We start from the raw sequence: 17,953 nt of genomic DNA, 5'->3' as shown, positions 1-17,953 counted from the left end.
TACACCCTACACCCTACACCCTACACCCTACACCCTACACCCTACACCCTACACCCTACACCCTACACCCTACACCCTATCTGCATTGCAAGAGTGCGACGGCGTAGGCGGCAATCCCTTCTTCCCGCCCCACCGGCCCGAGTTTCTCGTTGGTGGTGGCTTTGATGCCCACCCGATCCGGTTCCAATTGTAGGACACTGGCGATGCGATCGCGCATTTTGGAGATGTGGGGTTTGAGTTTGGGACGTTCGGCCACCACCACCGAATCGATATTGCCGATTTCCCACCCCCGCTCCCGCACCAGACCGTTGACCTGTTCGAGGAGTACCAAACTATCCGCACCGGCCCATTTTTCATCGGAGGGGGGGAAGTACAACCCGATGTCCCCCAAGCTGAGGGCGCCGAGCATGGCGTCCATGATGGCGTGGGTTAATACGTCCGCGTCGCTGTGGCCGAGCAGTCCCAACCGGTGTTCGATGCGGACGCCGCCCAAAATCAGAGGGCGGTTTTCCACCAACTGGTGAATGTCGTATCCGTTGCCGATGCGAATGTCCATCTATATCTGTGCGCCTCTACAGATTTCCATTATCGGGCAAGTTGTGCTTCGGGTGCGATCGTTCCCCATTTCCCCCGCCAGAGGGGCAAATGGAATATTTTCTCAACAAATTGTAAACAAACGTTGCAATTTTGCCGGCGGGTATGTTAACTTTTGTGTAGTTGACTCAAGCAGACGGATTCAGGAGTAGTTCGCTATGGAAACTCAAGATACTAAGTTTGGTTTTACCGCCTTCGCAGAAACCTGGAACGGACGCCTCGCCATGCTCGGGTTCATCATCGGTGTCGCCACCGAGTACCTGACCGGCCAAGGCATCCTGTCTCAACTCGGCCTGATGTAATCGGCCTGAGTCTCGGGACTCAACTTGTGCCAGTCGTACCGATCCGGTTCAATATCGATATGTGACGGACTCTGAAACTGTGGTTTCGGAGTCCTTTTGTAACCAATCCCCGCGAAGACAGCGACGGGGCTTTCTAGCCCTAACCTGTGATTGGGGGAGTCGGGAGTCGGAAAATCTGTCCTAACCGCCTTGGCGGTTGCTATAACACACAAGCGCGATACTTGCGATATTACCGAGTCGCTGAGAAACCCGGTGTCTCATATCATCTAGACGTGAGAAACGAAAAACTCTCATAGAAACCCGGTTTATTCTTACCCAAAAGACGCTATATCATCTCAATCTCACCTTTTTCTTCTAGCGTCACTATTTCCTGTAGTCGCAACAGCTTGGTATGAACCTTTGGTAGCGGCATTCAAAATTAGTGGTTGCGCGGTATTGCTACGGCGCTTACTATACATTTCGCCCATTTCATCAACTGCTACTGTGGATACATTTGATTCCCAATCTGCGAAAATCTGCGAAATCTGCGGACTGATAACAGTAATGGACTGACTAAAAGTTCAGCGGGAAATGGTAGGTTACGGCACTACGGTTGATTTTAAGGTCAAAAAAACAACCCCTTCCAACGTGGTGGCGGAAAGGGGGGTTTCGTATTGATTTCTAAACGGAGAATTTCAAAATCTTGTTCTTATCGAAGGCTGGTTCCTTCGGGAATGGAAACTTTGTATAGCCGCAGCAAGCCCAAAACGATCAAAATTTGCAGGCTCCAGTGGGCGAAGGCGAAACCCCAGATGAAGCAAACGATTCCAGTTAATCCGGCGAGAACGAAGGGAATGTCTTCCGAAGTTTGTAGATAGACCCAGATCGAGCCGAGGGCGAAGGTTAGTAAAATCAGGTAGACTGAGGGCATAATTGCCACCTCCTAGGGATTTCGTGGGTAGCCGTTGGGGGGTGGGGGCTACATTTATAAAGGTAGGGAAGAAACATGAAGAACTTGTGAAGAGCTAAAAGTTCTTCACAAAAGTTGACACGATCGCCTCAAAATATGCAATTCAAAACCCCAGAAGTCTTGCCAGGTCGGGAACAGGGGGAATCAGTCGGGAAAAAAAGAATGTATCGACGAACCGACTTCAATCAGGTTTAACACAAAAAAAAGGTATTGTCAACTCCAGCCGAGAATGTGGGCGACTTCTTCAGCCAGGGACATGGGCTCGAAGGGTTTGGAGATCACGCCGCTGACGCCGAGGCGGTCGAATTTTTGGCGGTCGGCCGACTGCACTTTGGCGGTCAACAGAATCACGGGAATTTCGCGGGTTTGGGGGTCGGCCTGCAATTTTTGGAAGGTGGCGAACCCGTCCAAACCGGGCATCATCACGTCGAGGAGGATGGCGTCGGGTCGTTGGGCGCGGGCCGTTTCCAGGCCCCGGTTGCCGGAGTCGGCGGTCGCCACCGTCCAGCCCCCGATCATTTCCAGACTGAGTTGGGCAATTTCCCGAATGTCGTCTTCGTCGTCGATGAGCAAAATCCGCTTGGTTGCCATGCCCGAAAGGTTCCACAGACAGAACACTGACTTCAGGATACAAGTTTAACCGCCGGACTGCACGACCCAGGCCGTGGCCGGGGCGATCGCATCCGGATTGGGGAGGGGCAAGCTGACAAAAAACGTGCTGCCTTCCCCCAGGATACTCTCGGCCCAAATTTTGCCGCCGTGCTGCCGGACGATGCTGCGGCAGATCGCCAGTCCCAGGCCGGTGCCCCCATTTTGCCGGGAATCGGAGGCGTCCACCTGCTGGAAGCGGCCGAAAATACTCTCCAACTTGTCGGCCGGAATCCCCCGGCCGCGATCGCGCACCGAAATCAACACCCCATTTTCCCGCCGTTGGGCGGAGAAGTGTACTTCGCCGCCAGCCTCCGAAAACCGGATGGCATTGCTGATCAAGTTCGTCAACATCTGGATGATGCGATCGCCCGCGGCCCAAAGCTCCAACTCCAGGGGCGCCACCTCCAGGTTGACCCCCGCCTTCTCAGCCATCGCCAGCATTTCGTCCGTCGCCTGGGTCATTAAAGCCGCCAGGTTCACCGATCGCATCTCCATCGCCATCTGACCCGAGTGCATCCGCTCCAAATCGAGGATATCGTTGATCAGTCGCATCAGGCGATCGGAATTCGAGACGGCGATATCGAGCATCCGCCGCGCCTTTTCGGGTTGGGTCATCAACAATCCGCTCGATAGCAACCCCAAGGACCCCCGAATCGACGTCAGGGGGGTGCGGAGTTCGTGGCTGACGACGGAAATAAATTCCTCCTTCATCCGCTCCATCGCCTGCCGCTCCGTAATATCCTTGAACGTGACCACCGCCCCCACGATCGCCTCCCCCTGCCGCATCGGCGTGCTGACGTACTCCACCGGAAAACTCGTCCCGTCCCGCCGCCAAAACATCTCGTCCGTGACGTGGCGGGTCGTCCCGTCTTCCAAGGTGGCGAAAATGGGCGAGAGGGAGCCTTTGGCCGCCGCCCGGTCGCCCCGGGTGATCTGGCGCAGGTCGCTGGCGATCAATTCCCGCGTCTCGTACCCCGTCATCCGCGCCGCCGCCGGGTTGACGAAGGTAATTTTACCCTCCCGGTTCAACCCGCAGATCCCCTCCCCGGCCGAATTCAAGATCAACTCGTTTTGGTGGCGGAGTTGTTCGAGAGTGCGCTCGATGCGCTTGCGGTAGCTGATATCCCGGGCGATGGTGGAAATCCCCGCGATCTGTCCCAGGGCGTCTTTGATGGGGGAAATGGTCAGGGACACGTCGATGGTGCGGCCGTCCCGGCGGACGTGGACGGTTTCGTAGTGGTCGATCCCCCCCTCGGCGGTGATGGCGGTGAGAATTTGGGGCATTTCGTGGGGGCGCTCCGGCAGGGCCAGCATGGAGATGGGACGGCCGATCGCCTCGGAGGCACTGTAACCATAAATCTGTTCGGCCCCGGCATTCCAACTGACGATGGTGCCGTCGAGGGTTTTGCCGATGATGGCATCTTCTGAAGATTCCACCATTGAAGCCAGACGGATGTAGGCGATTTCGGCCTGCTTGCGCTCCGTGATGTCCCGCCCCAAAATCACCAATCCCCGCCGTTCCCCGCCGACGTCGAACAGCGGCACCTTGATCACGTCGTAAATTCGCATCGTGCCGTCGGGTTGGGGGATGCGCTCTTCGGCCCGGGAGAGTTGTTGGGAGGTCCACGCCTGGCGATCGGTTTCCTGGCAGGTCAACAGGGCCTCTCGATACAGGGAGATGTCGCCCTCCACTTCCAGGGCGTCAGCCAGTTCGGCGTCCGTTTTCCCCCGGTAATCGACGCGATCGAGTTGGAACACGTCTAACATCGCCCGGTTGGCTTCCAGCCAGCGGCCTTCGCCGTCTTTGAAACACACCAGATCGGGCATGGTGTCGATCAGAGTCCGCAGCCGTTCCGAACTTTCCCGCAGGGCTTCCTCGACCCGGCGGCGCTCGGCAATTTCCCGCTGCAGCCGTTGGTTGGCGGATTTGAGAGAGGCGATCAGTTGCGTTTTTTTGGGTGTTTTTTTTTTCGACATTGTGATTTCAACCTGATTCAATTAATAATTAATAATTAATAATTAATAATTTTGAGTCGGATTTCGTCTCCCGGATGGTGGGCAATGGGCGATCGGACATGGGGGATGGGGGATGGGCGAATGCCATTCGCCCCTACTTTTTCATTTTCCCCACACCCCACACCCCACACCCCGACATGAAGATCGCGTCACGCTTCAAATTTGAGCAGGGTCTGAGTCCGTTTCAATCGATTCACAATTCGCGTCGCGAGTTCCGAGCCGGTGATGGGTTTCGTCAGATAATCGTCGGCCCCGGCCGCAAACACCTGATGTTGAATTTTGACATCGGTGTGGGCGGTCAGGAATAAAACTGGCACGCTTTGCCAGCGGGGATCGGTGCGGACGATCTGACAGAGTTCGATGCCGTTGAGATGGGGCATTTCTATATCTAAAACTAACAAATGGGGGACCGTCGATTCTAAGGTTTCCCAAAATTGGCGCGGGTCGTCCAGGGTGACGGTTTGGATGCCCCAGGGTTGCAGGAAGGCCTGGATGGTGGCTAACATGGCGGGGTCGTCATCGACGATCATGACGCGGGTATCGGTGGCGTAGTGTTGGCGGAGGAGGTCCGCCACGACGGCGATCGCGCGATCGGCGGCGACGGGTTTTTCCAGAAAGGCGCTCCCCCCCAGGCGGACGATTTCCACCCGTTTGGCGATGTCCCCCCGGGTGGCGAGGACGATCGCGGGCACCGGGGGGGTCTGGCGGTTGAGCTCGGCGAGGAGGTCCGGGCAGGGGTGGCGATCGAAGTCCAGGAGGACGACCCGGGGAAATTCGCCGGGGGGAAGGGACGTATCGGCCCGGATGCAGAGTCGGCGGAGGGCGGCTTCGTCGGGGACGATTTCGGGTTCGATGTTGTGATGTTTGGCTTCGGCCGCCAGTTCTCCCAGGAAGGGGTCGCCGGAGTCGATCGCCACCAGGCGGGGGCCGGGAATTTCCGGCGGGCCGGGAGGTTCCGGGATGGCGGGTTTCGGGGTTTCGACGCTGCGACGCAGGTTCCGGGTCAGTTCGGGGAGGGCGGCGATGCGATCGCCACTCCAGGGGGTATCATCCTGCAAGAGCGCCTCGATTTGGCGGGCGATGGCCGACCCCTCCGCCCGCCCGAAGGTGCCGAGGGACCCGGCGAGTTTGTGGGCTTCCTGTCGGGCCTCCTGTCGGAGTTGGGGGTCGAGCTGCCCGGCCTGGGCGGCGACACCGGCCCGCTCGATGACGGCAATGCGATCGCCGAAGTTGGCCCGAAATCGCTCCCAAATTTTGTTGACCGATTGGTCGAGTTGGGATTTGAGCAGGGCGGACGCCTCGGAATCGGGGGATTTGGGGGGTTGGGGGGGGCGTTCGAGTTTCTGATTCAGGCGGTATCCGAGTCCGTAGACGGTTTCGATGAAGTCCGAACAGGCGCCGGAGGCTTTCAGTTTTTGGCGCAGGCCTTTGATGTGGGCGCGGACGGTGTTTTCGGTGGGCGGGTCCTCGAAGGACCACAACCGGTCCAGGATGTTGTCGATGCTGAAGGTGCGCTGGCGGTTGCCCATGAACAGTTCGAGCAGACCGTATTCTTTGGGGGTGAGTTTGAGGGGGTTGCCGTCGTAGTGGACTTCGCAGGTGTTGCGGTCGAGTACCATTTTTTCCCAGGTCAGAACCCCGGAGGCGACCTCGCTCTGGCGGCGCAGCACGGCCCGGATGCGGGCGGCGAGCTCTTCAAAATCGAGGGGTTTGACCATGTAGTCGTCGGCCCCGGAGTCGAGGCCCTTGACTTTATCCCGTTGGTTGTCCCGGGAGGTCAGCAGCAGGATCGGAACTTGGAAATCGTGCGATCGCAGTTTTTGGCACAGGCTGATGCCGTCGAGTTTGGGCAGTCCCACGTCGAGCAAAATTAGGTCGTAGTCGGTTCCTTGGGTTGACTCCCAACCCGCCTGTCCGTCGTGGACGACATCCACCTCGTACTTCTGGCCCGTCAGCATGGCGACCAGAACATCCGCCAGGTGGCGATCGTCTTCAACTAAGAGAATATGCATGGAGACACTCAGAGCTGGAATTCGGGAGGGCGCGGAGATGGGAGAAATTTCTGACCCTTTCCCGGCGAGCGGGGTGAAATCCGATTCAATTTTGCCGACAATCAACCGACGGGTCGGCTCGCCCAATGTCTAGAATATTTTCTTGATCCCCGTCTATTTTTCCTCCTAATTAATCAATTATAGGACGAATGGGGGACGCGAACGGCGATCGCTCCATGACCGACTCACTTTTTTTGGGGACTCCGAGATTCCGCGGCGACACCTTCCCGAGTCCGCCGTTTTCTACCTCGGGGGCAGCTCCCCGGCGGGAACTCCCCCCGACCGGAACGAGGTCCCTACATCACCGCTTCAACTTCCGCAATTTCGGGGATTTTTTCCCGCAGGCGGCGTTCGATCCCCATTTTCAGGGTCATGGTGGAACTGGGGCAGGAACCGCAGGCCCCCTGGAGCCGCAGCCGGACGATGGGGCCGTCGAGTTCGACAACTTCCACGTTGCCGCCGTCGGCCATCAGGTAGGGACGCAGTTCGTCCAAAACGGTTTCGACGTTTTCCGGAGTCAGTGTTAACGTTGCCATAATCGTTCAGATCCGTGGTTTGATTAAAATGTCCGACAAATTGAATACTTCTCGATCCTAACGCCATAGCGCCACGCGCGGGAGTCGGGAGTCGGGAATCGGGAGTCGGAGGAATGAAAACCCCCCCGAGAATCGAGCGTCAATACACGGGCGCCATACTGGCGATATTTGGAAGACGGAAATACCCGGAGAAGGGTCGCCCACTTGCGACCCCCTCCCCGCCGCCTTCAGACCGCCACCGGTTCGAGCAATTTGATATTGGAGTAGTTGAACTCGGTGGTCGTCACCTGGCCCTTATCCTTGGAGCGGACGACCTGGCGGGTCATGATGTAGTAATTTCCCACCTTCTCGAAAATATCCTCGAATTCCAATTCCCGCATGATTTCGTCGGTTTGCGGGTTGCGGAAAACGGCGTCGTAGCGTTTGGAGATGTACCCTTCGCCGGTGTCGAGACTTTCGTGGGTGTCGATGACGAAGGCCATCCGGCCCATGACCCGGCTCACCAGACAGATCTCGTCGCCGCGGACTTTGTAGTTCGACCCCATCGAGTCCCCTTCCACCAGGATTTCCACCGCGCCGGACCCGTCCGTTTCTCCCAGGCTGAATTTGTTTTTGCCGTGGGAGTCCTCGAAAGCGGTGCGCTTGCGGTGGGTGACGACATCCCGAAGTTGGGTGTAGACGCTCTGCTGCACCTCTTCATTCTCGATGCCGGTGACTTCTACGCTCAGGTCGGGGTTAATCCGAATGTGACCGTTGTAAGTTTCATCTCCCTGCTTCAATTCGATGTCGGCGCTGTAACCGGGAAAGTCGGTGTCCCAGGTGTAGCGGTTTTCGTAGGCGTTGCGAAATAGATCGCGGGCGTTGCTTGTCAATTCTGTCATGGAAGATTGCGAGTTTTAAAAACGGACACGATCTAGTATAATCTTTTAGAGACCGATCGCTCGAAATTCGAGATATAAATTGACCGCCCTCGCTCCGACGGCGAGATGGAAATTGATGGTAATTTTCCGAATCTCGACCCATCCAGTGATGAAAAGCGCACCGCGATCGCCGTCATTCATCTATCCGTAAAAACTCAAATTTTAGCCCCCCAAATGAGTATGTCCGATCGCCCCATTTACCTCGACGCCAACGCCACCACCCCCCTCGATCGCCGCGTTTTGGAGGCGATGCTGCCCTATTTGACCGAACAGTTCGGCAACCCGGCTAGTATCAACCACGTCTACGGCTGGGAGGCGGAAGCGGCCGTGCAGCAGGCCCGGAAAATCATCGCCGAAGCGATCGGCGCTAGACCCGAGGAAATCATCTTCACCAGCGGCGCCACCGAGTCGGACAATTTGGCGGTCAAGGGCGTGGCCGAAGCCTATTTTGCCAAGGGTCGCCATTTGATTACCGTGGAGACGGAACACAATGCCGTCCTCGACCCCTGCCACTATTTGAAAGAACTGGGATTTGAGGTGACATTTCTCCCCGTCGAACCGGATGGACTTATCAATTTAGAAACCCTCGAAAAAGCATTTCGCCCCGACACGATTTTGGTGTCCGTAATGGCGGCAAACAACGAAATTGGAGTATTGCAACCCCTGGCGGAAATCGGCGAACTCTGTCGCGATCGCGGGGTTTTATTTCACACCGACGCCGCCCAAGCTCTGGGAAAAATTCCCCTCGACGTGGATGAAATGAACGTCGATTTAATGTCCCTCACCGCCCATAAAATATACGGCCCCAAAGGCATCGGCGCCCTCTACGTCCGCCGTCGCGATCCCCGGGTGAAATTGGCGGCCCAAATCCACGGCGGCGGACACGAACGGGGGATGCGATCGGGGACTCTCTCCACCCCCCTGATCGTGGGGTTCGGCGCGGCGGTGAAACTGGCGTTATCGGAGATGGAGGCGGAGGGAAAACGCCAGGAAAAATTGCGCGATCGCCTCTGGGACAAGCTCTCCACCCTCGGCGACGTCCGCCTCAACGGCCACCCCACCCGCCGCCTGCCGGGAAATTTAAACGTGAGTGTGGCGGGGGTGGACGGTCAGGCTTTATTGTTGGGATTGCAACCCGCGATCGCCGTGTCCTCGGGCTCGGCCTGCACCTCCGCCAAAATCGAACCGTCCCACGTCTTGCGAGCCCTGGGACTGCCGGAAACCCTCGCCTATGCGTCGTTGCGATTCGGCATCGGCCGGTTCAATACGGAGGCGGAAATCGATCGCGCGGCGGAACAGGCGATCGCCACGATCGAAGCACTGAGAAAAGTTAAGGGTCAGACCTCCTAATTGTCGGCGGATTTATGGGAAAACGAGAGTATCAAATCGTGATTTTCAGCCTGATTTGCGCGATCGCATCGTTGGCGATCGGGATGAGTCGAAATGCCACCCGCCCCACCCCGACTTCCCCAGTTTTGGACTCCGACCGCCTCGCCAATTTGATCGCCTCCGGCGCCCTACAAAAAGCCGACCGCCAGACCTACCGCATGATGCTGTCAGTCCTGCACAAAAAAAACCGGCGGCTGACGCGGCGAGATATCGCCCGCTTTCCCTGCGGTGCCCTGGCGGAACTCGATCACACTTGGCACCAGTCTAGCAATGGACAATTGAGTTTTATCGAACCCTATCAACGGTGGAAAACCGCTCGGGGAGGCGGACGATACCAGGGGCCGACCGCGCCCCTTTCATGGAATGTTGTCCGCTCTTCCCAACCGTCACAAAATAATTGTTTGGGCGATCGGGAGATAGGCCGAAGTGCGACTCCCTGTCTGTCCGGTATCAGTTTGAATATATTCGAGCGTATTGAAAGTTGTAAGATGGCACCCTATCCGAGTCGCAAAGCCTCGAATCTCCAAAATCAATAATTTCATTGAAGTAGAGAGGGTTGGGAGTTAGACCAATTGAGAATCCGATACCAGGAAATTTTTTTCCACCCAATTAAGCGCTAATTTTGGGAGAGCGTCTGGGCTGAGTGTCTCGGATATGTGCCCTCCGATCGCTCTGAGCGCTCTGATTTTTGCCTACTTTTTTTTTTTGATGTTCAGGATTGAACGAATCGGGTAAATCAGTGGGAGACTGACGTTCTTTTTCGCGATCGCCGTCCTCGGCTTTCATCTTTTCGAGCAACATTTCCACCTGCTTCAACAGCTCGTCCACGTCGATGGGCTTGTGGATCAAGGCATCCGCCTCGACGTTTGTCTCTTCGAGCCATTCCAAACGATGGCAGGCTGTCATGATCAATACGGGAATGTAGGGGAAGCGATCGTCGTATCTCAACACTTGCATCACTTCGTAACCGTTGATTCCCGGCATCATCAAATCCAAAACCATCAAATCGGGTGGAGATTCTTCGACTCTGGCTAAAGCGGAATAACCGTTTTCTGCGCTTTGAATCTGATATCCGGCATCCTCGAGGATGATTTCCACCAAAAAGCGGCTGTCCGTCGAATCATCGACGACGAGAATATTGGGAGCCGATCTAGAACTAGGGTTGGAAGAAGAGTTCATGGAACATTATGTTTCCGCTAACAACATGATTAAAAGCGTCAGAATGAGGGTTTTTGTTCACTTAATTCTGATTGTGGAGTTGGGAGAGTTTGGCGATCGCCTGCAGGTCGAGTTTCCCCGGCCGCACGTCGTCGAAAAATTTCGGAGTCGAACGCGCGGTTGAGGTTCGCCTCTGCTAGGGTGATATTTGCGGTTCCCCGGGCGCTCCGGGACAATTGTAAATCGCCGCCGAGGGCCGTGAGGGGTTCGACCGCCAAAATTTCGCACCCGGACTTCAAAAGACTCCATCCGCACATCAGATCGGATCACCAGTCCCGACCCGTTCACGAAAAACGAATCGAGTTGGCCGGACACGAGTTTTCCCGGGTCGGTTTGGACGCGGACGTCGAGTTCTTCGGCCCGATCAAGTTGACTGGAGAGGGCAACTTTGGCAATTTGATTGAGTGTTTGTTCTCCAAATTCGCTGGCATTCATGAAAACAGCCTGACTACACCTCGGACCGATCGGATTTCGGACACTTACGCTTTACATCATATCGGAGCGATCGTTTTCGGCGTCTCTATCCAACGAAATAGATAAAAGCCCGACTCCGTGGCGGTTTGCGGGATTGGGACGATCAAGGTGATAACAGGTGATATCGAATGCGATCGCTTAGAATCCCTCCGAAGGTAGATGCTCGCGGCGACTTTTTGCTGGAGTATGAGGGGTGGAGTCCTACAAATTCGCCAAATTTGACAGTCTACGGGTCTAATTCTGCAATTGGATTTTGTTTGAGCTGTTTTCGGATGAATTCATCTAATTTTTATGCCGATCGCCATTCTAGACGACATCGTTTATACCATTCTCCAAAAAATTGACGAGACGGACAAAAATGGCAAACACCCCGTCAATTTTGTCCAATCCGACTTCTCGGGAAGGACACCGAATCAAGCGGACCGGCTCGGGCATTTGGATTATTTGAATCAAAATCACTATATCGAAGCGGATTTTAGCGGGAATGCCTATGCCAAACAGGAAGATGTCCCCAACTTAGTCAACCCCGACGAAATCGATATTCGGATCGCCAATACCCTCGGAGCCTCCGACGGGCCGCTCCCCCACCTGATCGATTTGGAACGCGCCAAATTGACCGAAAAAGGAGCAAAAATGTTAGAGGAGATGAATATGAATCCCCCCCAAATGCCCCAATCCCAAAGTCAAGAAAACATTGCCCCCGAAAACCTGCAATTTTTGGAAAAAATTAAGGTCAAAGGTCAGCTCGAAGACATCTACGATGCCCGGGACGTGACGGAGGTCGTTTTCCGGACAATGCGGGATATGATGACCACGGAATCGGCCGATCGCGTCGCCTCGGAACTGCACGAAGAATCGGTGCAGGCGAAGGACAAATCTTTGCAAAATGAAATTTCCGATCTTTGGCAAGATACCAACCCGCTGGTGGCTTGGCTGAGTCGGCTGCGTCCGCCCCTAAAAATAGACGAAAAGAACTTTATTTTTCGGATCGAGCAGGAAGGGGGAATTCCGAGAAGTACGGATGCAGAAACGGTCATCAAAGCGGTCTTTTCTGCAACGAAAGACGAGCTTTCCCAAGAGCGAATTTCGGAAATTTCCGGCTACCTCCCCGGCCGAGTTAAAGAAATGTGGGATGTCGCCTGATTTTTCCCTTGTCTGAATCGGAAAGTTAAGAATAAAGACGACTGATACCTGTCCCGTTAGGGCCAGGTTTTTTTATTCGTAAATGTCGGCTGGTGTGGCTGACATTTTTTCCGAAAGACGGGTCGATCAATTATTCGATCCACCCCGATCGCAGAGCCCTGACGGCGGCTTGGGTGCGGTCGTCTGCACACAGCTTATTTAAAATGCTGCGGACGTGGGTTTTCACCGTTCCCACCGTGATGTACAGTTTTTCGGCAATTTCGGCGTTGCTACGGCCGCCGACGATCAATTCCAAAACTTCGAGTTCCCGCTCCGTCAAAGGACAGCTCGCCAGAAATTCTTTGTACTCGGGTTCGACGGCGTGGATGGTGACAGTTTCGCCGGCGTTTTTGGCGATCGCTTCCGCCGGCTGATGTTGGGCCTGTTGGAGGACGGTGCGGGCGATGACCGGATCGATCCAAGAGTGTCCTTCGCTGGTGGTCAGGATCGCTTCCATCAGGCGATCGAGGCTGACATCTTTGACGCTGTAGGAGTCGGCACCGGCCGCAAAAGCCCCCATCACCGCATCTTTGTTGTCGTGCATGGTCAAAATCAGAACTTTCGTGGGTTTTTCGCCGCGATCGCCCATGAATTCTTTGAATTGCTGGGTCAATTCGATCCCGTCGATATCGGGCAAACCGATATCGACGATCGCCACGTCGGGGAGGGTCGTTTTCAAAACCTCCAACCCCTTCCGTCCGGTCGCGGCTTCCCCCACCACCTCGACCTGTTTGCTCTGCTCCAATGCGGTTCTCAAACCCACCCGGGTCAGATCATGATCTTCGATCAAAACGACGCGAATATTTTTCATATTTAGTCTCCTTGTCTGGGGATATATTGTACCATTTCTTTTCGGGTAATTCACTGATAAAATTGACGGGTAGAAGTCTTTTGAGACTGACACCATCCGCACCAACCATTTTTGCCGATCAGATCGCGTATCATGTTTTCTTCCACCCAGCCACCAACCGGTCCGAGCGATTCCATCCTCGCCGTCGATGACTCCCCCGACAATCTATTTTTAATTGATGCCATCTTGGGTGAAGCCGGATATCGGGTCTGCTGCCAAGCGGACGGGGCTTCGGCCTTGAAAAGCCTGGAGAGCAACCCTCCAAAACTCATCCTCCTCGACGTGATGATGCCGGGGATCGACGGCTACGAAGTCACCCGCCGCATCCGCAACAACCCCCACCTCCCCTTCATCCCCATCCTGCTGATCACCGCCTATGACCAGTCCAGCGTGGTCGAGGGCCTCGACGCCGGGGCCGACGACTTCATCCGCAAACCCGTGGAGGTGGACGAACTCCTGGCCCGGGTGCGATCGCTCCTGCGACTCAAACACAGCATCGACGAACAAACCAAAATGTCCCGCCAGCGGGAGGATTTCGTCTCCCGCCTCACCCACGACCTCCGCACCCCCCTGGTAGCCGCAGACCGGATGCTGCAACTGTTCCGGCAGGGGGCCCTGGGGGAACTTACCCCCCCTATGCAGGAGGCAGTCCGCACCATGATCGGCAGCAACCAAAACCTGCTGCGGATGGTGAACACCCTCCTGGAGGTGTACCGCTACGAAGCGGGCCGCAAGACCCTCGCCTTCTCCACCGTCGATCTCAGCGAACTGATCCGGGAGGTGGTGGAAGAACTCACTCCCCTGGCTCAGGAAAAGGGATTGAAAATGGCACCCGATCGCATCGAACCCGCGATCGCAGTGGTCGGCGACCCCCTGGAACTGCGGCGAGTGGCCATGAATCTGGTGGGCAACGCCATCAAATTCACCGACGCCGGCCACATCGACGTCCGCCTCCGGATGCGCTCCAGCGAGGCAATCCTGGAGGTTGAAGATACCGGGGAAGGCATGAGCGAGGCCGATCGCGCCATCATTTTCCAGCGGTTCCGCCAGGGCAAACACAAGCGATCGGGCAGCGGTCTGGGGCTCCACCTGGCCGCGCGGATCGTCGCCGCCCACGACGGCAGCATCGACGTGCAGTCCGAACCGGGCCGCGGCAGCCATTTCACCGTCCGGTTGCCCCTCAAGTCTCCATAGGCCGTGCCAACTGAACCCAATTCTTCTATACTGGGAGACTGCCAGTTTGAAATGTGAATTCAGAAAGTATCATCAAAGCCATGCGAACTGATTACTGCGGTCAACTCCGAAGCGGCAATATCGGCGAAACCGTCACCCTCTGCGGTTGGGTAGACCGCCGCCGAGATCATGGCGGCGTGGTCTTTCTGGATTTGCGCGATCGCACCGGCATCGTCCAAATTGTCAGCGATCCCGAACGCACCCCCGAGTCCTACAAAATCGCCGACACCATCCGCAACGAATTTGTCGTCCGCATCACCGGCCGGGTGTCCCGGCGCCCCGAGGAATCCCTCAACCCCAAACTCCCCACCGGAGAGGTGGAAATCTACGCGGATAACATTGAATTGCTCAACGGACTCGGGAAACAACTTCCCTTCCAGGTGTCCACCGCCGAAAGCGAACCCGTCCGGGAGGAATTGCGGCTCAAATATCGCTATTTGGACCTGCGGCGCGATCGCATGACCCGCAATTTGCAACTACGACACGAAGTCGTCAAGGCGATGCGGCGGTTCCTCGAAGATCAGGAAAAATTCATCGAAGTCGAAACCCCAATTTTGACGCGATCGACCCCCGAGGGCGCCCGGGATTACCTCGTCCCCAGCCGCGTCAACCCGGGCGAGTGGTTCGCCCTGCCCCAGTCCCCCCAACTGTTCAAACAACTGTTGATGGTTTCGGGATTCGATCGCTACTACCAGATCGCCCGCTGTTTCCGGGACGAAGATTTGCGGGCCGATCGCCAGCCGGAATTTACCCAACTGGACATGGAAATGAGCTTCATGTCCCAGGAAGAAATCTTAGATCTCAACGAACGCTTAATCGCCCACATTTTCAAAACCATAAAAGGCATCGATTTGCCCCGCCCCTTCCCCCGCCTCACCTACCAAGAAGCGATGGACCGGTACGGGAGCGATCGGCCCGACACCCGCTTCGGCATGGAACTCGCCGACGTCTCCGATGTCGTCAAAGACTGCGGCTTCAAAGTCTTTTCCGGGGCGGTAAAATCCGGGGGCATCGTCAAAATCCTGCCCGTTCCGGGGGGCAACGAAGCCATCTCCAACGTGCAGATCAAACCCGGCGGCGACCTGTTTAAAGAAGCCAGCGAAGCCGGGGCGAAAGGACTCGCCTACATCCGCGTCAAAGAGAACGGAAAAATCGACACCATCGGCGCGATCAAAGATAATTTGAACGACGAACAAAAGGCGGAAATTCTGAAGCGGACGGATGCAAAAGCCGGGGATTTGCTGCTGTTTGGTGCCGGAGATATTGCAACCGTTAATAAAACCCTCGATCGCCTGCGTTTAGTCATCGGAGAGCGGCTGGGACTCATCGATCGCGATCAAATAAACCTGCTGTGGATCACCGACTTTCCGATGTTCGAGTGGAACGCCGACGAGAAGCGGCTCGAAGCCCTGCACCACCCCTTCACCGCCCCCCACCCCGACGATATCGAAGATGTCAAAACCGCCCGAGCCCAAGCCTATGACATGGTGTTAAACGGGACGGAAATTGGCGGGGGAAGTTTGAGGATTTACCAGCGCGATATTCAGGAAAAAGTCTTCGACGCGATCGGTTTATCCAGTGAAGAAGCCTACGGAAAATTCGGCTTTTTGTTGGAGGCATTTGAATACGGAACACCCCCCCACGGCGGCATCGCCTACGGCTTAGATCGCCTCGTAATGCTGCTGTCCGGGGAAGAATCCATCCGAGACGTGATCGCCTTCCCGAAGACGCAGCAGGCCCGCTGTCTGCTCACCAACGCCCCCTCCGGCGTCGATGGAAAGCAGTTGAAGGAATTGCAGGTAGCCTCAACCTACAAACCGAAAAAATCCCAATCTTAATTGATGAGAAATCTGGAAAACCTGACCATTCATCAGTTCAGAGGATTGCGGGATTTTTCCCTGCAATCCTTGGGACAAATCAACCTTTTGGCAAAAATTTATCCCCCGTTATCCAAGGAAAGGCAACTTGTAAACTTAATCAATTTGGAGGAATAACCCATGCAACTCGAAAATTACTTTGAATTTCTTACCCCCTATGATATTCGACTCAAAGGGACAAGAATCGGGATAGAAACCATTTTATATGAATATATCTATCATCACCAATCCCCCGAAACAATTGCCAACATTTATACAAATCTAACCTTAGAACAAATCTATGCAACTATTCTTTATTTCTTGCAAAACCAAGAAGAAATCACTCAATACATGACAGATTGGTTAAACTATTGCAAAGAATCAGAAAAACAGCAAAATGAAAATCCCCCGGAATATATTCTTCGCCTTCGCCAAATCAAAGCAGAACGAGAGAAAATTTTATGAGTATTCAATATCTGATTGATGAAAACTTGCCTCCGCTTTATCAAGAACAGTTAAGGCGGTATCTGCCTCAATCAACTATTTTAATGGTAGGCGATCCTAACGTTCCCCCTAAAGGAACACTAGACCCTGAAATTTTGCTTTGGTGTGAACAACATGACTTTATTCTGGTAACAAATAATCGGCGTTCAATGCCTGTTCATCTAGCCGAACATCTAGAAAAAAATCGTCAAAGTCATGGTATCTTCGTACTGCGTAAAAAATTTACTATCGGAGAAATCATCAACGATCTTGTTTTCATTGCCCAAGCTGGCGACAAGAACGACTATCAAAACCGTATTACTCACATACCCTTATAATAATTTAATCTAAAAATGTCTGTAAAATACGCCTCTCAGATGGGGTGGGACTACCTTAGCCCAAAAGAAGCCTTACAATGAGTTGAGGATTGAGGATTGGGAAATCGTGGGAGGATAAATTATGTTTGAACTCGCGAGACGACTCAACCGGCTGGAAAAACTGCTCGATCGCGCCCAATTATCTGCAATAGATTCCGATCAAATTGTGCTAATAAATGGCGTAAACTGGCAAATCTACGAAGGCTTATTGGAGAGTTTGCAAGACAGTTCAGAATTCAGAGTTTCATATTTAGACGGAATCCTCAGAATCATGTCCCCCAGCCGCCGCCACGAGTCGGAAAAAAAACGGATTGCGATGCTATTGGAAACCTATTTTATAGAAATGGGTGTTGATTTCTATCCTCTCGGATCGACGACATTCCGAGAACAGTCCGTCGCCCGGGGGATCGAACCGGATGAGTGCTACTGCATCGACTCGGAAAAAGCCGTTCCCGATCTCGCCATCGAAGTCGTCGTCACCAGCGGGGGTATCGATTCTTTAGATATTTATCGGGGGTTAAACGTTCCCGAAGTTTGGTTTTGGCAAGACGGTTCACTTTCCCTCTATTTGTTGCAAGAGAACGGCTATCAAAAGCGCGATCGCAGCCAGTTTTTACCCGACTTAAATTTAGAGCTTTTGGCGAGGTACGTCCTCTCACCCGCCAAACCAAAGGATATTCTGTTTGAGTTTCGCCAGCAATTTAAAAGCCTTTAAATGCGATTTTCAACTGATCGCGTATTCGGTAAATTGCCTCATGAACGGCGTTTGAAATCCCAATCAGAAAGTAAAACCTAATATAACAATGTGAAATAATGAGTGAAAAATCGTTCTTCTCAAAGCCCCCAGAATTGGGGGTTTGGGGGCGGGACTA

19 protein-coding genes are annotated in these 17,953 nt (G+C 54.6%); 9 read left to right on the top strand and 10 right to left on the bottom strand.

From position 1 onward, the window contains the following. Nucleotides 1–76: 76 nt before the first annotated feature. A complete protein-coding gene (gene ispF, locus LKE08_RS08950) occupies nt 77–556 on the bottom strand; it encodes a 2-C-methyl-D-erythritol 2,4-cyclodiphosphate synthase (protein ID WP_324703873.1) in 480 nt (159 codons plus the stop codon). Nucleotides 557–752: 196 nt separating this feature from the next. On the opposite strand from ispF, the gene LKE08_RS08945 reads away from it, so the two are divergent. Next, on the top strand, nt 753–896 hold the full coding sequence (locus tag LKE08_RS08945) for a high light inducible protein (protein ID WP_324703872.1): 144 nt from the start codon (nt 753–755) through the stop codon (nt 894–896). Between the two features lie 688 nt (nt 897–1,584). Here the strand turns inward: LKE08_RS08945 and LKE08_RS08940 are convergent. The 6 genes from LKE08_RS08940 to LKE08_RS08915 all read right to left on the bottom strand — a co-directional run bounded on the left by LKE08_RS08940 (nt 1,585) and on the right by LKE08_RS08915 (nt 7,980). Further along, nucleotides 1,585–1,806, bottom strand: a complete 222-nt coding sequence (locus LKE08_RS08940) for a hypothetical protein (RefSeq protein WP_324703871.1) — start codon at nt 1,804–1,806, stop codon at nt 1,585–1,587. Between the two features lie 252 nt (nt 1,807–2,058). Continuing rightward, nucleotides 2,059–2,436 (bottom strand): response regulator, encoded by a 378-nt coding sequence (locus LKE08_RS08935; RefSeq protein ID WP_324703870.1) that lies wholly within the window; start codon nt 2,434–2,436, stop codon nt 2,059–2,061. 45 nt (nt 2,437–2,481) lie between these two features. Next, a complete protein-coding gene (locus LKE08_RS08930; RefSeq protein ID WP_324703869.1) occupies nt 2,482–4,473 on the bottom strand; it encodes a PAS domain S-box protein in 1,992 nt (663 codons plus the stop codon). A gap of 188 nt (nt 4,474–4,661) precedes the next feature. Next, nucleotides 4,662–6,524: a response regulator gene (locus LKE08_RS08925; RefSeq protein ID WP_324703868.1), complete on the bottom strand. Its 1,863-nt coding sequence runs from the start codon at nt 6,522–6,524 to the stop codon at nt 4,662–4,664. Between the two features lie 335 nt (nt 6,525–6,859). Then, nucleotides 6,860–7,099 (bottom strand): NifU family protein, encoded by a 240-nt coding sequence (locus LKE08_RS08920; protein WP_324703867.1) that lies wholly within the window; start codon nt 7,097–7,099, stop codon nt 6,860–6,862. A gap of 227 nt (nt 7,100–7,326) precedes the next feature. Next, entirely contained in the window at nt 7,327–7,980 is a 654-nt protein-coding gene (locus LKE08_RS08915) for a DUF3386 domain-containing protein (protein ID WP_324703866.1), read from the bottom strand. A 219-nt stretch (nt 7,981–8,199) separates the two neighbouring features. Here LKE08_RS08915 and LKE08_RS08910 point away from each other — a divergent pair, with 219 nt between their 5' ends. Further along, nucleotides 8,200–9,369, top strand: a complete 1,170-nt coding sequence (locus LKE08_RS08910) for an IscS subfamily cysteine desulfurase (RefSeq protein ID WP_324703874.1) — start codon at nt 8,200–8,202, stop codon at nt 9,367–9,369. Nucleotides 9,370–9,383: 14 nt separating this feature from the next. Beyond that, a complete protein-coding gene (locus LKE08_RS08905) occupies nt 9,384–9,944 on the top strand; it encodes a GUN4 domain-containing protein (protein ID WP_324703865.1) in 561 nt (186 codons plus the stop codon). A gap of 73 nt (nt 9,945–10,017) precedes the next feature. Here LKE08_RS08905 and LKE08_RS08900 read toward each other — a convergent pair whose 3' ends face one another. After that, a complete protein-coding gene (locus tag LKE08_RS08900; RefSeq protein WP_324703864.1) occupies nt 10,018–10,587 on the bottom strand; it encodes a response regulator in 570 nt (189 codons plus the stop codon). 57 nt (nt 10,588–10,644) lie between these two features. Beyond that, nucleotides 10,645–11,061: a DUF2993 domain-containing protein gene (locus LKE08_RS29270; protein WP_375341411.1), complete on the bottom strand. Its 417-nt coding sequence runs from the start codon at nt 11,059–11,061 to the stop codon at nt 10,645–10,647. Nucleotides 11,062–11,391: 330 nt separating this feature from the next. Here LKE08_RS29270 and LKE08_RS08895 point away from each other — a divergent pair, with 330 nt between their 5' ends. Continuing rightward, complete coding sequence (locus tag LKE08_RS08895; RefSeq protein WP_324703863.1) at nt 11,392–12,243, top strand: DUF2267 domain-containing protein; 852 nt, start codon at nt 11,392–11,394, stop codon at nt 12,241–12,243. Between the two features lie 130 nt (nt 12,244–12,373). Here the strand turns inward: LKE08_RS08895 and LKE08_RS08890 are convergent, their stop codons facing one another. Beyond that, complete coding sequence (locus LKE08_RS08890) at nt 12,374–13,093, bottom strand: response regulator transcription factor (RefSeq protein WP_324703862.1); 720 nt, start codon at nt 13,091–13,093, stop codon at nt 12,374–12,376. 132 nt (nt 13,094–13,225) lie between these two features. Between LKE08_RS08890 and LKE08_RS08885 the strand changes: the two genes are divergently transcribed. The 5 genes from LKE08_RS08885 (at nt 13,226) to LKE08_RS08865 (ending at nt 17,796) form a co-directional block, all read left to right on the top strand. After that, complete coding sequence (locus tag LKE08_RS08885) at nt 13,226–14,326, top strand: hybrid sensor histidine kinase/response regulator (RefSeq protein WP_324703861.1); 1,101 nt, start codon at nt 13,226–13,228, stop codon at nt 14,324–14,326. A gap of 80 nt (nt 14,327–14,406) precedes the next feature. Continuing rightward, nucleotides 14,407–16,203 (top strand): aspartate--tRNA ligase, encoded by a 1,797-nt coding sequence (gene aspS / locus LKE08_RS08880; protein ID WP_324703860.1) that lies wholly within the window; start codon nt 14,407–14,409, stop codon nt 16,201–16,203. Nucleotides 16,204–16,362: 159 nt separating this feature from the next. Beyond that, a complete protein-coding gene (locus LKE08_RS08875) occupies nt 16,363–16,686 on the top strand; it encodes a DUF433 domain-containing protein (protein WP_324703859.1) in 324 nt (107 codons plus the stop codon). Continuing rightward, nucleotides 16,683–17,042, top strand: a complete 360-nt coding sequence (locus tag LKE08_RS08870) for a DUF5615 family PIN-like protein (protein ID WP_324703858.1) — start codon at nt 16,683–16,685, stop codon at nt 17,040–17,042. Before LKE08_RS08875 ends, LKE08_RS08870 begins: the two co-directional genes overlap by 4 nt. A 121-nt stretch (nt 17,043–17,163) precedes the next feature. Then, complete coding sequence (locus tag LKE08_RS08865) at nt 17,164–17,796, top strand: Uma2 family endonuclease (RefSeq protein ID WP_324703857.1); 633 nt, start codon at nt 17,164–17,166, stop codon at nt 17,794–17,796. Nucleotides 17,797–17,953: the final 157 nt, after the last annotated feature.

The organism is Lyngbya sp. CCY1209 (genome assembly GCF_035615495.1).
In the GTDB taxonomy this organism is placed as follows: domain Bacteria; phylum Cyanobacteriota; class Cyanobacteriia; order Cyanobacteriales; family Microcoleaceae; genus Limnospira.
The sequence above is the reverse complement of the archived record's forward strand: the minus strand, read 5'-3'. Positions and strand labels throughout refer to the sequence as shown.

What these genes read in the sequence shown, in the direction of transcription:
- LKE08_RS08870 (WP_324703858.1), top strand. Translation starts at nt 16,683, where the DNA reads ATGAGTATTCAATATCTGATTGATGAAAACTTGCCTCCGCTTTATCAA.
- LKE08_RS08925 (WP_324703868.1), bottom strand. Translation starts at nt 6,524, where the DNA reads ATGCATATTCTCTTAGTTGAAGACGATCGCCACCTGGCGGATGTTCTG.
- LKE08_RS08935 (WP_324703870.1), bottom strand. Translation starts at nt 2,436, where the DNA reads ATGGCAACCAAGCGGATTTTGCTCATCGACGACGAAGACGACATTCGG.
- LKE08_RS08945 (WP_324703872.1), top strand. Translation starts at nt 753, where the DNA reads ATGGAAACTCAAGATACTAAGTTTGGTTTTACCGCCTTCGCAGAAACC.
- LKE08_RS08920 (WP_324703867.1), bottom strand. Translation starts at nt 7,099, where the DNA reads ATGGCAACGTTAACACTGACTCCGGAAAACGTCGAAACCGTTTTGGAC.
- LKE08_RS29270 (WP_375341411.1), bottom strand. Translation starts at nt 11,061, where the DNA reads ATGAATGCCAGCGAATTTGGAGAACAAACACTCAATCAAATTGCCAAA.
- LKE08_RS08895 (WP_324703863.1), top strand. Translation starts at nt 11,392, where the DNA reads ATGCCGATCGCCATTCTAGACGACATCGTTTATACCATTCTCCAAAAA.
- LKE08_RS08930 (WP_324703869.1), bottom strand. Translation starts at nt 4,473, where the DNA reads ATGTCGAAAAAAAAAACACCCAAAAAAACGCAACTGATCGCCTCTCTC.
- LKE08_RS08940 (WP_324703871.1), bottom strand. Translation starts at nt 1,806, where the DNA reads ATGCCCTCAGTCTACCTGATTTTACTAACCTTCGCCCTCGGCTCGATC.
- LKE08_RS08885 (WP_324703861.1), top strand. Translation starts at nt 13,226, where the DNA reads ATGTTTTCTTCCACCCAGCCACCAACCGGTCCGAGCGATTCCATCCTC.
- LKE08_RS08875 (WP_324703859.1), top strand. Translation starts at nt 16,363, where the DNA reads ATGCAACTCGAAAATTACTTTGAATTTCTTACCCCCTATGATATTCGA.
- LKE08_RS08910 (WP_324703874.1), top strand. Translation starts at nt 8,200, where the DNA reads ATGTCCGATCGCCCCATTTACCTCGACGCCAACGCCACCACCCCCCTC.
- LKE08_RS08890 (WP_324703862.1), bottom strand. Translation starts at nt 13,093, where the DNA reads ATGAAAAATATTCGCGTCGTTTTGATCGAAGATCATGATCTGACCCGG.
- aspS (WP_324703860.1), top strand. Translation starts at nt 14,407, where the DNA reads ATGCGAACTGATTACTGCGGTCAACTCCGAAGCGGCAATATCGGCGAA.
- LKE08_RS08905 (WP_324703865.1), top strand. Translation starts at nt 9,384, where the DNA reads ATGGGAAAACGAGAGTATCAAATCGTGATTTTCAGCCTGATTTGCGCG.
- ispF (WP_324703873.1), bottom strand. Translation starts at nt 556, where the DNA reads ATGGACATTCGCATCGGCAACGGATACGACATTCACCAGTTGGTGGAA.
- LKE08_RS08915 (WP_324703866.1), bottom strand. Translation starts at nt 7,980, where the DNA reads ATGACAGAATTGACAAGCAACGCCCGCGATCTATTTCGCAACGCCTAC.
- LKE08_RS08865 (WP_324703857.1), top strand. Translation starts at nt 17,164, where the DNA reads ATGTTTGAACTCGCGAGACGACTCAACCGGCTGGAAAAACTGCTCGAT.
- LKE08_RS08900 (WP_324703864.1), bottom strand. Translation starts at nt 10,587, where the DNA reads ATGAACTCTTCTTCCAACCCTAGTTCTAGATCGGCTCCCAATATTCTC.